The organism is Pseudomonas sp. AS2.8 (assembly GCF_014190935.1).
Lineage (GTDB): Bacteria > Pseudomonadota > Gammaproteobacteria > Pseudomonadales > Pseudomonadaceae > Chryseomonas.
The window spans coordinates 1,165,635-1,178,807 of sequence record NZ_JACHVV010000002.1; the positions used below are offsets into that span (position 1 = coordinate 1,165,635).

At 67.7% G+C, this 13,173-nt stretch carries 14 protein-coding genes; 5 read left to right on the plus strand and 9 right to left on the minus strand.

Annotated elements, in window-relative coordinates; translation table 11 throughout:
• Positions 1-57: 57 nt before the first annotated feature.
• On the minus strand, positions 58-312 hold the full coding sequence (locus FHR73_RS12280) for a hypothetical protein (protein ID WP_183631444.1): 255 nt from the start codon (positions 310-312) through the stop codon (positions 58-60).
• A gap of 152 nt (positions 313-464) precedes the next feature.
• Between FHR73_RS12280 and FHR73_RS12285 the strand changes: the two genes are divergently transcribed.
• Positions 465-1,232 (plus strand): hypothetical protein, encoded by a 768-nt coding sequence (locus tag FHR73_RS12285; RefSeq protein ID WP_183631446.1) that lies wholly within the window; start codon positions 465-467, stop codon positions 1,230-1,232.
• A gap of 4 nt (positions 1,233-1,236) precedes the next feature.
• On the opposite strand, the gene FHR73_RS12290 is transcribed toward FHR73_RS12285, so the two are convergent.
• Positions 1,237-2,010 (minus strand): NAD-dependent deacylase, encoded by a 774-nt coding sequence (locus tag FHR73_RS12290; RefSeq protein WP_183631448.1) that lies wholly within the window; start codon positions 2,008-2,010, stop codon positions 1,237-1,239.
• Positions 2,011-2,206: 196 nt separating this feature from the next.
• On the opposite strand from FHR73_RS12290, the gene FHR73_RS12295 reads away from it, so the two are divergent.
• Positions 2,207-4,135, plus strand: a complete 1,929-nt coding sequence (locus tag FHR73_RS12295) for an AAA family ATPase (protein WP_183631450.1) — start codon at positions 2,207-2,209, stop codon at positions 4,133-4,135.
• A 72-nt stretch (positions 4,136-4,207) separates the two neighbouring features.
• Here FHR73_RS12295 and FHR73_RS12300 read toward each other — a convergent pair whose 3' ends face one another.
• Both FHR73_RS12300 and FHR73_RS12305 read right to left on the minus strand, forming a co-directional pair.
• Positions 4,208-5,506, minus strand: coding sequence for a flavohemoglobin expression-modulating QEGLA motif protein (locus tag FHR73_RS12300; protein WP_183631452.1), 1,299 nt, complete (start codon positions 5,504-5,506; stop codon positions 4,208-4,210).
• Positions 5,507-5,596: 90 nt separating this feature from the next.
• Positions 5,597-6,022, minus strand: a complete 426-nt coding sequence (locus tag FHR73_RS12305; RefSeq protein ID WP_183631454.1) for a VOC family protein — start codon at positions 6,020-6,022, stop codon at positions 5,597-5,599.
• A gap of 140 nt (positions 6,023-6,162) precedes the next feature.
• Between FHR73_RS12305 and FHR73_RS12310 the strand changes: the two genes are divergently transcribed.
• Entirely contained in the window at positions 6,163-7,047 is an 885-nt protein-coding gene (locus FHR73_RS12310) for a LysR family transcriptional regulator (RefSeq protein ID WP_183631457.1), read from the plus strand.
• On the opposite strand, the gene FHR73_RS12315 is transcribed toward FHR73_RS12310, so the two are convergent.
• Complete coding sequence (locus FHR73_RS12315) at positions 7,015-8,625, minus strand: inorganic phosphate transporter (protein ID WP_183631459.1); 1,611 nt, start codon at positions 8,623-8,625, stop codon at positions 7,015-7,017. The genes FHR73_RS12310 and FHR73_RS12315 overlap by 33 nt on opposite strands.
• Positions 8,626-8,779: 154 nt before the next feature.
• Here FHR73_RS12315 and FHR73_RS12320 point away from each other — a divergent pair, with 154 nt between their 5' ends.
• Positions 8,780-9,424, plus strand: a complete 645-nt coding sequence (locus FHR73_RS12320; protein ID WP_183631460.1) for a hypothetical protein — start codon at positions 8,780-8,782, stop codon at positions 9,422-9,424.
• On the opposite strand, the gene zapE is transcribed toward FHR73_RS12320, so the two are convergent.
• The 3 genes from zapE to FHR73_RS12335 all read right to left on the minus strand — a co-directional run bounded on the left by zapE (position 9,421) and on the right by FHR73_RS12335 (position 12,179).
• The gene (zapE, locus tag FHR73_RS12325) at positions 9,421-10,470 is read right to left on the minus strand and encodes a cell division protein ZapE (RefSeq protein ID WP_183631469.1); all 1,050 of its coding nucleotides are present in this window, start codon (positions 10,468-10,470) and stop codon (positions 9,421-9,423) included. The two genes, FHR73_RS12320 and zapE, sit on opposite strands and share 4 nt — an antisense overlap.
• An 81-nt stretch (positions 10,471-10,551) precedes the next feature.
• Entirely contained in the window at positions 10,552-10,938 is a 387-nt protein-coding gene (locus FHR73_RS12330; RefSeq protein ID WP_183631471.1) for an MAPEG family protein, read from the minus strand.
• A gap of 68 nt (positions 10,939-11,006) precedes the next feature.
• Positions 11,007-12,179 carry a multidrug effflux MFS transporter gene (locus FHR73_RS12335; RefSeq protein ID WP_183631473.1) on the minus strand — a complete coding sequence of 391 codons (1,173 nt, stop codon included), beginning with the start codon at positions 12,177-12,179 and terminating at the stop codon, positions 11,007-11,009.
• A 112-nt stretch (positions 12,180-12,291) separates the two neighbouring features.
• On the opposite strand from FHR73_RS12335, the gene FHR73_RS12340 reads away from it, so the two are divergent.
• On the plus strand, positions 12,292-12,921 hold the full coding sequence (locus tag FHR73_RS12340; protein ID WP_183631475.1) for a TetR family transcriptional regulator: 630 nt from the start codon (positions 12,292-12,294) through the stop codon (positions 12,919-12,921).
• Here FHR73_RS12340 and FHR73_RS12345 read toward each other — a convergent pair.
• Positions 12,903-13,097 carry a cation transporter gene (locus FHR73_RS12345; RefSeq protein WP_183631477.1) on the minus strand — a complete coding sequence of 65 codons (195 nt, stop codon included), beginning with the start codon at positions 13,095-13,097 and terminating at the stop codon, positions 12,903-12,905. The two genes, FHR73_RS12340 and FHR73_RS12345, sit on opposite strands and share 19 nt — an antisense overlap.
• Positions 13,098-13,173: the final 76 nt, after the last annotated feature.

A 13,173-nucleotide genomic window follows, 5' to 3' on the forward strand; every position in this document is an offset into this window, starting at 1 on the left:
GCGCTCAGTCGCTGCGATCGAACAAAGGCGCCCCGAGAGGCGCCTTTTGCTTGGCCATCAATCGTTGAGCACGCGCTTCTGCTGGCTGCTCTGGGCCTTGGTGGCCGGGGTCCTGTCGGCCTTCTTCTGGGTGGACGGCGTGGCGGTGGAGGTATCGTCCGCGCTGTCTCTGTTGCTGGTGTTGGAGCTGCCCGGCGCGCCGATGCCGTTGCCGGTCACCCCGGCGTCGTTGTTGTTGCTGGCGGCCAGGCTGGGACCGGCCACCAGGGCCAGGGCAGCGCTCAGGGCAAGGATCAGCGGGGTCTTGCGCATCTTGGTGTCCTCCGGCCGCGAAAGGAAGGGTGTCGCGGGCTGCACCCTGCCTGATTAGGCCAAAGCCCGGGCCAAGCGTTCCCAGCTTCCTATAGACTAACGGCCATCCCGCCGCACCCCGACAGGTGCGGCCGTCGCGTTCAGGAGTTGCCGTGAAGCACCGTTACCTCATCGTCGATCGCACCGCGCTCGATACCCCCGCGCTGTTCGACTATCTGGCCGAGGCGCCGCAGCACCGCGTCATCGTTTCCGGCAGCACGGCCGAGCAACTGTTCGCGGCGGAGCTCTGGCCGCGCCTGCGCGAACGCCTGGCGCCCCACGCCGAGCGCTTCTTCTTCGCCGACTCCAGCGGTCCGTTGCTGCAGGCCGAGCTGGAGGGCCGCAAGCCCGGTCTGCTGGACCGCGAACTGACCCTGGCCTTCAAGCAGGCGGTGACCGCCGATGCCGAGGACGACCGCGTCCTGACCCGCATTCGCCGCGAGTTGCTCGATACCGATGACGACTACCAGGCCAATCGCCGCATCTTCCTCAACAGCCTGCTCGGCCAGATGCGCCGGGCCCTGCCAGCGGGCGCGGTGACCGTCGGCAACTGGCAGGACGCCGTCCGCCAGGCCATCGCCGCCGCCCAGCAGGGCCTGGCAAAGGGCTTCGCTCCGGGCCTGGCCGATGCGCCCTTCAAGGTCTTTCTCAAGGCCTATCCGCTGGCGGCGCGCTATGTCGCCCAGCTCGCCGTACTGCTGATCACCGCGGGGCGCCAGGACAACGACGTCCTCATCGATCGCTTCGTCGCCCAGGATCCGGCTTTGGTCGCCACCCTGTTCGACGGTCTGCTGACCGAAGACGATGACCAGCGTCAGGCCTACACCGCCCTCAAGCGCACCCTGGATGCCCTGGGGACCGGCGGCCAGGCGCTGCACTGAGGCGCTAGAGGCGCTCCAGCAGCGCCGGCAGGATCACCCCGGCTGCGCCCAGCAGCTGCCAGTCCTTGTTGAAATCCGCCGCCGGTTGCGGATCGATGCGCACCACCGTGGCGCCCTGCTGGCGCGCCACCCCTGGCAGACTCGCCGCCGGCTGCACCAGGCCGGAGGTGCCGACCACCAGGCAGAGGTCACAGCGCTCGGCCAGGGCCCAGGCGCTGGCCAGGGCCTCTGCCGGTAACGCCTCGCCGAACCAGACCACGCCAGGCCGGGCCAGACCGCCACAGGCGGGACAGCGCGGCGGCGTCACGAGTTGTTCTGCCTCTTCCGGCACCGTCGGCGCCGTCAGCGGTCGCGCGCAATCAAAGCAGCGCGGCGCATGCAGGCTGCCGTGCAGGTGGATGACCGCGCGACTGCCCGCGCGCTCGTGCAGGTCGTCGACGTTCTGGGTAACCAGGCGCAACTGCCCGTGCCGACGCCCCCACTCCGCCAGGGCACGATGGGCGGCATTGGGCTGGGCCGCCAGCACCTGGGCACGACGCCCTTCGTACCAGCTCCAGACCCGCGCCGGGTCCTCGCTGAAGGCTTCCGCCGTGGCCAGTTGCGCCGGGTCGAAGCGCGCCCAGAGGCCGGTCAGGGCTTCGCGAAAGGTGGCGATGCCGCTTTCCGCCGACACGCCGGCACCGGTCAGGACCAGCACCTCGTCGGCCTGGCGCAGGCGTTCGAGCAGCTCCGGCGGCAACGCGGCGAGACCGTCTCGGCAATCGATGGGATTGGGCATGGATGCGTTGACTCCTGACATCTGCGGCAAAACAACAGGGTCTTGCGGACCGCGAAAAAGACCGAAAGTGTGACGCTACTCGACGGATGGTGAGTCCACTCATCGTTTTCCGGGGAACTGAGGTTCACCCTTTTCGCCACAGGCCGATAATCCGGGAGTCCGCGTCCGATGTCGCTCCTACCCTAACGGTATGTGAATGAAGAAGTCCGTCGTTTCCAAATATCCGCGCCTGCTCATCGCCGGTGCCCTGGCCCTCGTCACCGCCCTCAGCCTGGCCAGCTGGCTGTGGCTCACGCCCAGCACGCCGGCGCCTACCGCCACCGCCATGCTCGCCAGCGTGCAGCAGGCTCCCGAACACTGGACCCAGCAGCCGCGTGATCTCTCCGTGCTGCTGGGCGATCTGCGCGCCAAGGCCATCACCGGCGCCGTGATCGGTGATCACACCCTCTACCTAGACACCAACCGCGGCGAGCACTATGCCGTAGCCGACAACGGCGGGCGCATCGCCGATCGCCTGCTGGCCGACTACGCCACCCAGGCCGAGCCGCTGTTCCCGGTGGCCACCTGGAGCGAATCCGGGCAGCGCCATCCCTGGCTCGACGCCCTGCTGATCAACCTGCCGGGCTACCTGCTCCTGCTGTTGCTGGCCATCCCGCTGGCCCTGAGATTCGCCAGCCCCTTCAAGCTGCATCGCAAGGGCACCGGCATCTCCTTCAAGGACGTGGTCGGCGCCGCCGAAGCCAAGCGGGCGCTGGAAGACGTCACCACCTGCCTGCGCAATCCCAAGGCCTTCGCCGCCCTGGGTGCCCGTCCGCCCAAGGGCGTGCTGCTGACCGGCGAGCCCGGCACCGGCAAGACCCAGCTGGCCAAGGCCCTGGCCACCGAGTGCAACGCCCACTTCATCCAGGTGACCGGCAGCGATTTCTCCTCGATGTTCTTCGGCGTCGGCATCCAGAAGGTCAAGTCGCTGTTCCGCACCGCGCGCAAGAAGGCGCCCTGCATCATCTTCATCGACGAGATCGACGGTATCGGCCGCCGCGCCGAGCAGTCGCGCTCCAGCGATGCCGAGGCCAACCGCATCATCAATCAGTTCCTCACCGAGCTGGACGGCTTCGACGGCACCAGCGGCGTGCTGGTCCTGGGCGCCACCAACTTCGCCGATTCCCTGGATCCGGCGCTGCGCCGCGAAGGTCGCTTCGACCGCACCATCGCCGTGCCGCTGCCGAGCCTGGAAGACCGCCGCGCGCTGTTCGAACTCTATGCCGGCAAGCTGCCCTGCGAAGGCGAGCTGGACCTGGCCGCCCTCTCCCGCGGCACCGTGGGCCTGACTCCGGCGGCCATCGCCTACATCAGCAACCATGCCGCCCTGCTGGCCGCGCGCGAGAACGCCAGCGCTGTGACCATGGCGCACTTCGTCGAGGCCATCGAGACCTGCCGCATCGGCGAGCAACCGGTCGGCGTCACCCCGCTGGGTTCGGCCGAGCGCACCCGCATCGCCGTGCACGAAGCCGGTCATGCCCTGGTTGCCGCGGTGCTCAATGTCGGTCGGGTGGAAAAGGTCACCCTGCTGCCGCGGGGCCAGGCCCTCGGCGTGACCCTGATCACCCCCACCGAGGACAAGCGCCTGCACCTGAAGTCGGAACTCGAAGGCCGCATCCAGATGCTGCTGGCCGGTCGTTGCGCCGAGCAGCTGTACTTCAACGAGGTCTCCTCGGGTGCCGCCCAGGATCTGCAGGAAGCCTCCAAGCTGGCGCTGTCCATGGTCGCCTCCCTGGGCATGGGCCCGAGCGGCTCGCTGCTGAGCCTGCAGGCCCTGCGCGATGCCGGTATCGAGTTCGACGCCGCGCCCAGCATCGCCTCTGCCGATCAGCTGCTGCACAGCCTGGATCACCGCTGCCTGGCGCTGATCACCGAACTCAAGCCGGCGCTGGACGACATCACCAACCAGCTGCTGCGCGACGAGACCATCCCCGGCAGCGCGGTGGCCGAGGCCATTGCCCGCGCCAGCGGCCTGGAAGCCTGCGGCGCCCTCAATCGCGCCCTGGCCTTCGTACCGGAGCGGTCGGCTGATTCGCGCACGGCTGACAGCGAACCCAGCATCGCGGCGGCCTTCAAGAGCGAGTGATGCCAGCGATGCCCTGAAACGAAAAAGCCCCGGTCCGCCGGGGCTTTTTCATGTCAGCACCTGGATAGGCGCTCAGAGGATATTGGCGTAGTCCGCCTCGATCCGATCCAGACTCAGGTGGTTAAGGAAGTTGGAGAAGCACATCCAGGCCGCCAGGGCGTTGAGGTCCTGGAATTGTGCCGGCAGGTACTTGGGCGGAACCACCACGCCTTCGTCCACCAGCTGGCGCAGGATGCGCATGTCTTCCAGGGTGGTCTTGCCGCAGAACAGCAGCGGGATCTGCTCCAGCTTGCCCTTGCGCACCGCCAGCTGAATGTAGTTGTAGATCAGGATGAAGCCCTTGAGATAGGACAGGTCCTTGGTGAAGGGCAGCCCGGTGGGCGTCGAGCCGCGGAACACCCGGCTGGCGTTCTGGTAGCCCGACTCCAGGTCGTAGCCCTGCTCCTGGAAGAAGCGGAACACCTCGAGGAAATCAGCGCCGTCCTCGGCCAGGTGGATGGCGCGGGTGCGATTGGTCAGCTTGCGCAGCCGGGTCGGATAGGAGGCGAAGGCGATCACCTCCATGAGGATCGCCAGACCTTCCTGGGTCACGGTGGACGACGGAGGGCCCTTGGCCAGGAAGGTGCAGATCGGCTGGTTCTGGCCATTGAGCGTGGTGCCGACGTGCACCAGGCCTTCGTGGACCTCCAGGGCGCGGACGTCGCGCTCGTTGAACAGGGCGTCGGCGCGCACCTTGATGTAGTCGGCGCCGGCCGCGGCATCGGCGACGATGCCATCGGACTCGAATACCCGGATGGTGCCTTCCGTCTCGCCGAATACCCGATTGAGCCGCGCCTGCAGGATGGGCACGGCGTCCTTGGCGGTCAGGGTCTTGGGTTCGTCTTCCAGGGCGCCGCGATGGGCGATGTTGTCCAGGTAGCTGGACATCATCATGCCCAGGTCGGCCAGGGTCGGATCACCGGCATGGAAGGCATCCGAGGCCGCGCCATAGAGTTCCTGGGAGATCAGGCCGAAGTCCGGGGTGCCGCGCGCCTGCAGCATGCGGATCACCATGCGGTATTCGCGGCACATGCGCCTCATGATCTGGCCGACCGGATTGAACTGGCCGAGCTGGCGGGTGACCTCGCGCTCGATGCTCTGGAATTCACCCTTGAGCGCATCGCCGTCGAAGCCCAGCGGGCGCCCCTCGTAGAAGGCGCGATCCACCGTCGGCAGGCGCTTGCCCTTGCCCTCCAGGAAGCCCTGGCGCACGCCGTCGTCCCACTTCACCGCATCGAGGATGCGGATCGGCGCCTGGGCCGCGACGATGCGATCGGACAGCTGGCGGATGGTCTGGTGATAGGGATCGAGAAAGGGCTGGCGGGCATTCATGACGGCAACCGGGCGGCGGGCAAGGCTTCAAGGATGGCCGCTGCCGCGTCTTTTGCCTAGGTTGCGCGACATCAGACCTGCCGAGTCGCCCTATTTGGCGAACAGCTGGCTCATGTCCTTGAAGGCCTTGAACTCCAGGGCATTGCCGCAGGGATCGAAGAGAAACATGGTGGCCTGCTCGCCGACCTGGCCCTGGAAGCGGATATAGGGCTCGATCACGAACCGCGTTTCCCGGGCGCGCAGACGCTCGGCCAGGGCTTCCCACTCCTCCCAGCCCAGCACGATGCCGAAGTGCGGCACCGGCACGTTGTGCCCGTCCACGGCGTTGGTATGGGCCTCGTCCTGGGACGCGGTCTTGGGGTGTTCGTGGATCACCAGCTGATGGCCATAGAAGTCGAAGTCGACCCAGTGGTCGCTGGAGCGGCCTTCGGCGAGGCCGAAGACGTCACCGTAGAAGTGCCGGGCGGCAGCCAGGTCGTAGACGGGGATGGCGAGGTGAAAGGGCGACAAGGCCATAGCGAGACATCCTGTTGGGGGTGGGATGCCGCCATTCTCACCCCAGGTTTTCCTGCGCATAAAGCGCATTTTCCTGCCCGCGAGCGACAAAAATTTTGTGGCTCGCTACAGTGGCTGCCCCTGACTTCAGGCCACCCACCATGCTTCGCGAACTCAAGACCCTGCTTGCCGTGGCCCGCCATGGCAGTTTTGCCGCGGCCGGGCTGCACGTGGGCCTCACGCCCTCGGCGGTGAGCGCCCAGATCCGTACGCTGGAACGGCACCTGGGCGTGAACCTGTTCGACCGCAATGGCCGCAGCGCCCTGCTCAACGCCGCCGGTCGCCGCGCCCTGCCCTTGGCCGAGGAGATCCTCGCGACCTATGCGCGCATGGCCGGCGCCGGTGACGAGATCCAGGGCGAGTTGCGCATCGGCGCCATCGCCAGCGTCCAGACCGGCCTGCTGCCCGGTACCCTGGTGCGACTGCGCCAGCAGGCACCCCGCCTGGAACCGCGCCTGGTGCCCGGCGTCTCGCTGGCCCTGCTCAGCCAGGTGGATGCCGGCGATCTGGATCTGGCCATCCTGATCCGTCCGCCCTTCGAGCTGCCCAAGGAATTGCACGCCACCACCCTGCTGCAGGAACCCTTCGTGCTGATCGCGCCGCCGGACCTGCCCGGCGACGATCCGCGCCGGCTGCTGGAAACCCAGCCCTTCATCCGCTACGACCGCCACTCCTTTGGCGGGCGGCGGGTCAGTGCCTTTCTGCGCGAGCAGCGCATGGCGGTACGCCAGGTGCTCGAACTCGACGAACTCGATGCCATCGTCAAGATGGTCGAGCACGGCCTGGGCGTGGCCCTGGTGCCCTGCGCCGGCCTCTGGCTGGAGCATCCACGAGTGCGCCGGCTGTCCCTCGGCGCCCTCACCTTCCACCGCGAATTGCAGGTCATCAGCCGCCACGCGGGACGCGATCTGCCCGCCGTGGCGCTATTCCGCCGCTGCCTGACCGAAGCCGTGTCAGAACAGCTGCACCAGCAGCCAGTACAGTGAAGCGGACAGCGCCATGGCCACCGGCAGGGTGAGCACCCAGGCCAGCAGGAGGTTGCGCACCGTGCCCCACTGCAGCCCGGAGCCGTTGGCGGCCATGGTGCCGGCCACCCCGGACGAGAGCACATGGGTGGTGGAAACCGGCAGGCCGAAGGCGTCCGCCGCGCCGATGGTGCCCATGGCCACCAGCTCCGCCGAGGCGCCCTGGGCATAGGTCAGGTGGGTCTTGCCGATGCGCTCGCCGACGGTGACGACGATGCGCCGCCAGCCGACCAGGGTACCCAGACCGAGGGCGATGGCCACCGCCACCTTGACCCACAGCGGGATGAAACGGGTGGCCTGGTCGATCTGCCGCTTGAACTCCCGCAGATCCTCCTGCGCCTTGGGCGCCAGCCCCGGCAGGTGCTCCTTTTCCAGCAGGCGGATGGATTCCGAAGCCAGGTACATGGCGTTGCGCACGTTGGGCATGCTCTGCGCCGGCACGTTGTTGAGGGCGCCATACTGGCGCACCTCGCGGGCGATGTCGTCGGTGATGGCCGCCAGCGCAGGCAGCACCTCGGGATTGCTCTGCCGCTTGCGCACGAATTCCAGCAGCACCCCATGGGGATCGGCCGGTGCGGCCTGGGGCGCCGCCTGGCGCAGGCCGCTGGCGGTGACCTCGGCGACGGCGGCGAAGGCCGGAGTGGCAGTGGCCGGCACGGCTCGGTTGAGCGCATAGGCGGTCGGCAGGGCGCCGACCAGGATCAGCATGATCAATCCCATGCCCTTCTGGCCATCGTTGGAGCCATGGGCGAAGGACACCCCGGTGCAGGTCAGGATCAGCAGGCCACGGATCCACGGCGGCGGCGGCTCGGCGCTTTTCGGCTCCTGGTAGAGCGTCTGGTCGCGCACGATCCGCTTGAGCAGCACCAGCAGCAGCGCCGCGCAGACGAAGCCGATCAGCGGCGAGAACAGCAGCGCATAGCCGACCTTGGCCACCTGGCCCCAGTCCACGCCACTGCTGCCATCCAGGCCGCCCAGCCAGGCATGCATCAGGCCGACGCCGATGATGGAGCCGATCAGGGTATGGGAGGACGATGCCGGCAAGCCCAGCCACCAGGTGCCGAGATTCCAGATGATGGCGGCGATCAGCAGGGCGAAGATCATGGCGAAGCCCTTGCCTGCGCCCATCTCCACCACCAGGTCCACCGGCAGCAGGGCGATGACGCTGAAGGCCACCGCACCACTGGAGAACAGCACCCCGAGGAAGTTGCAGAAGCCGGACCAGAGCACCGCCGCATTGGGTGGCAGCGAGTGGGTGTAGATGACCGTGGCCACGGCGTTGGCGGTGTCGTGGAAGCCGTTGACGAATTCGAAGCCGAGGGCGATCACCAGCGCCAGCGCCAGGCCGGCGAAGGGCAGCCAGGTGGTGGGCGGGGACTGGGCATCGCTGACGTCGTTGTGGATGCCGCCGAGGGTCACCGCCAGACCGGTCAGCAGCAGCACGATGAACAGCACGATCCGCAGCCTACCGGGCTTGCGCGAACTGTGCAGGGGATGGGACAGCGGTGACAGGGAGGCAACTGGACTGGACGAAGGCATGGGGCGAACTCCGACACGGGATCCACTCAGCCTGCGCCGCCTGCATGACGGTTTTACGTCAGCCAGGTGGCCAGACGACGGATGACCGCCGCGGACCCTTTTTCCTCGGCCTCCCTGGCCTGCTAGGCTGGGGCTTTGTCCGAGGATCGCGTCGATGCCCCCGCGCTGGCTGCTCTGCCCTGCCCTGCTGCTGTCCCTCGCCGCTGGCGCCCTGGCCGCCGCGGAGCGTCCACCGCGCAGTTGCGCCCAGGAACTCGGGCAGCGGCCGGCCCAGGCCCTGGCCACCACCTGCCGAGCGCTCTCCCCCGCCACCCATCCGCCCTGCAACGCCGCCAACAGCTGCGCCCTGATGCAGGACGAGATCGCTCGCAGCTGTGCGCTGTTCGGCGATGGCGAAGCGGCCAAGGAGCCGGGTTGCGGTCCGCGGCCCAGTAGCGCCGAGGCGGCGGCGGCCGTGGTCCAGCGTTACTACCGGGCACTGGATGCGCGGGACTACGGCACCGCCTGGCAGCTGTGGGGCCTGGACGGCCAGCCCGGCAACAATTACGAGAAATTCCGCCAGGGCTATGCCAGGACCCGCAGCGTCCAGGTGACGCTCGGCCAATCGGGCCCGATCGAAGGGGCGGCCGGTTCGAGCCATGTCAGCATCCCGGTGACGGTCAAGGCGCGCCTGGTCGACGGCACCCGCCAGACCTTCAGCGGCCGCTACCAGCTACGCCGGGTCAACGACGTCGACGGCGCCTCGGCCGAGCAGCGCCGCTGGCACCTCGAAGGTGCGCAGCTGAAGGCCGAGCGCTAGGCCGGCCCGATCTGCCGCAGCTGGGACAACCGGCTGCGCGTCCGCGACATGTCGGCGATGTCGCTGTCGGCCAGGGTCTCGTCGAGGGGCGCGGTGCTGACCAGGAACAGCGCCAGGCGACGGTCGTAGAGCACATCCACCAGATTGATGAACCGCTGCCGAGCAGCGGGACTGGCGTCGCGCAGCGGCGGCACGGCGTCGAGCAGCCAGCGCTGCCAAGTTTCGCTCAGGGTCAGGTAGTCGAGGACCGCGGTGGGGCCTTCGCAGAGATCGGCGAAGCTGAAGTGCAGCAGCCCATCCGCAGCGCTGATAGCAGGCAGACTGCGATGCCCTACCGGCACCTCCACGCGGGTCTGCACCTGTGGCGGCAGTTCCAGCGCCTGGCGCTGCGCCGAACTACCCGGCCAGAGATAGGCACCGACGCCGAAGGGATCGGGCTCGGCGGGACTGGCGCCACGATAGTCCTGGGGACCGGCCACCGAGAGGATGTCCATGCGCGTCTCGATCAGCCGGATCGCCGGCAGGAAACGCTCGTGGTACAGCGGATTGGGCAGCAATCCCTCGGGCGGATAGTTGGAGGTGGTGATCAGCACCACGCCGCGGTTGAACAGGGCCTTGAACAGCCGGGTGATGAGCATGGCGTCGCCGATGTCATGCACGTGGAATTCATCGAAGCAGAGCAGTCGACAGTCTTCGAGCAAGGCGTCCAGGCTGGCGGCCAGGGCATCGCCGCCGGGCGGCTGGCGAAACATCCGCTCGTGCAGTTCGCGAAAGAAGGCATGGAAGTGCACCCGGCGCTTCTCCGCGAATGGCAGGGCGGCGAAGAAGCCATCCAGCAGAAAGCTCTTGCCACGCCCTACCGGGCCCCAGAGATAGAGACTGCGCGGCGCCTGGCGACGGAACAGCCGCGGGCGCAGCAGCTCGTCGGCGAGCTGGGCGAAACGGTCGATGACGGCCCGTTGCGCCTCATCCAGGGTATAGCCACGGCGCTGGGCGAGCTCGGCGAAATGCCCCAGCACCTGCTGGGCGGGCGAAGGAGACGTCATGCAGGCGGCCAGCCGAGAAAGATAGGGCGCTATTGAAGCTACAGCCGTCGCTGCCGGTCAAGACCGGCAGCGACGTTGCACTCAGGCCGCGGCGATGAACAGGCAGAGGCAGCAGAACATGCCGCCGGCCCAGGCCAGCGAGCGGCGGGTGGCGTGATCGCGGATGTACAGCCAGGTGTAGGCGATGCGGCTGAGCAGGAAGAGGAAGGCCCAGAAGTTGATGGTGCCCTGGTCGGCGCCACCGGTGACATGGGCGACGATCACCGCCGCGGCGAACAGCGGATTGATCTCGAAGGCATTCTGCTGGGCGGCGTTGGCGCGGGCCCGGGCACCTTCCAGCTTGCCGAGAAAGCTGCGCGGATCCCGGTTGTCCTCGGGCGTGAAGCCACTGCCCTTGAACTTGGCGTAGTAGGCCGCGCCATAGGGCACGAGGTAGACGAGGAAGATGCACCAGTAGGCGAAGGTCATGTCGGCGTCCCTGGAAGGGTGGGGGTTCGCCTATCTGACCCGCCTCGCCGGGAAAAATCCACTCCCCCTCAGGCGGCCGTGGACCTATGGGTCCAGCGCGCCATCAGCGCGGTCGCCACCGCGCAGAGCGCCAGCACCGCGCACATGGGCACCACGGTGCCGTTGTGCAGGGCACCCACGCTGCTGGAGGCCAGCGCCGCCAGGATGAATTGCAGGCTGCCCATCAGCGCCGAGGCACTGCCGGCATTGGCGCCCTGCCCGGCCAGGGCGCAGGCCGAGGCATTGGGCACGATGCCGCCGAGCAGGGCGATGGCGCAGAACAGCGGGATCATCAGTACTGGCAGCGCCTTGGGCTGGAAGGCGCCCACCAGCAGCAGGACCAGTCCCGCCGCGGCATAGGCCACCACCGCGCGCCTGAGCCAGAAGGCCGGGCCCTGGCGGACCACCAGGCGGGCATTGAGCTGCCCGAGCAGGATGAAGCCGGCGGCGTTGAGGCCGAATACCCAGCCGTAGTGTTCGGGTGCGACGCCATAGAGTTCGATCAGCACGAAGGGCGAACCGGAGATGTAGGCGAACATCCCGGCCATGGCGATGCCACCGGTGAGGGTGTGGCCGATGAAGCTGCTATCGCGCAGTAGCCGCAGGTAGTTGCGCAAGGCTCCCCGCAGCGGCGGCCGCGGATGGTGCGCCGGCAGGGATTCGGGCAGCCAGAGCGCCACCGCGGTGCCGCAGGCGGCGGCGAACAGCGCCAGGCTGACGAAGATCGCCTGCCAGCCAAAGGTGCTGAGCAGCAGACTGCCGGCGAAGGGCGCGATGATGGGGGCGATCCCGGTTACCAGCATGATCTGCGAAAAGGCCCGCGCCGCGGCCATCGGCTCGCAGAGATCCCGCACCACGGCCCGCGCGATCACCATGCCGGCGCAGCCGCCCAGAGCCTGGACGAAGCGCGCGGCGATCAACCAGGGCAGACTGGGCGCCAGGGCGCAGCCCAGCGACGCCAGGCAGAACAGGCCGATGCCGATCAGCAGCGGCAGGCGGCGGCCGAAGCGGTCCGCCAAGGGGCCGTAGAACAGCTGGCCGCTGGCGAGACCGGCGAAATACACCGCCAGACTCAGCTGCACGTGTTCGATATCGGTGGCGAAGGACCTGGCCAGCGACGGGAAGCTGGGCAGGTACATGTCGATGGCGAAGGGAGCGAAGGCCGAGAGGGCCCCGAGAATCAACAATAAGCGAAAGGTCATGAAGCCTGGTCCGATGGAAGCGGAAGTGTCACGCAGTTACATACAATCATGTTTGTAAAAGCGGCGAGGCGCGCTAGACTGCGTGGCAGACCCACTGCCAGTCAGATCGCCCATGCGTCGTACGAAAGAAGAAGCCGAACAGACCCGCCAAGCCATTCTCGATGCGGCGGAAGCCCTGTTCCTGACCAATGGCGTGGCGCGTACCAGCTTGGAAATGATCGCCCGCGAATGCGGCGTTACCCGGGGTGCAGTGTACTGGCATTTCCAGAACAAGGCCCACCTGTTCCACGAGATGCTTAGCCAGATAAGGATCCCGGCCGACGAACTGACCGAGCGCCTGCGCGTCGACGGCGAGGAAGACAGCCTGCAGCGGCTGTTCAAGCTGTGCATCGAGGGCATGACGAAATTCACCCAACCCGGCCGTGAGCAGCGGGTGATGACCATCATGCTGCACCGCTGCGAATTCACCGAAGAACTACGCGAGGCCGAAGAGCGCGATCTGCAGTTCCTGCGGCAATTCATCCGCATCACCGACGCCCTGTTCACCGCCCAGGCCGCGCGCCTGCAGCCGGGCGTGACGCCGCAGCTGGCCAGTCGGATGCTGCACAGCCTGTTTCTCGGCACCCTCTCCGATCTGCTGCGCGACGAACAGACCTTCGCCCCGCTGCTGGCCGCAGATCAGGTGTTCACCACCTTCTTCCGCGCCATCGTGCGCGACTGGACTCAGTCGGCGACGGTATAGCCCGCCTGCTCGATAGCCTGGCGGAAGGGCGCATCCACCTCGGCGCTGTCGATGCGCACCTCGCCCGCCTGCAGGTCCACCTCTACCCGGGCGCGATTGTCCACCTTGAGCACCGCGGATTCGATGGCGCTCACGCAGTGGGCGCAACTCATTCCGATCACCTTGATGACGTGCATGGTCTGCTCCTGTCTGTCTTGACCTCTTTCTCCTGACGCCAGCGCCAGGCCCGGGTTCCAGTGTTGACCTTGACCC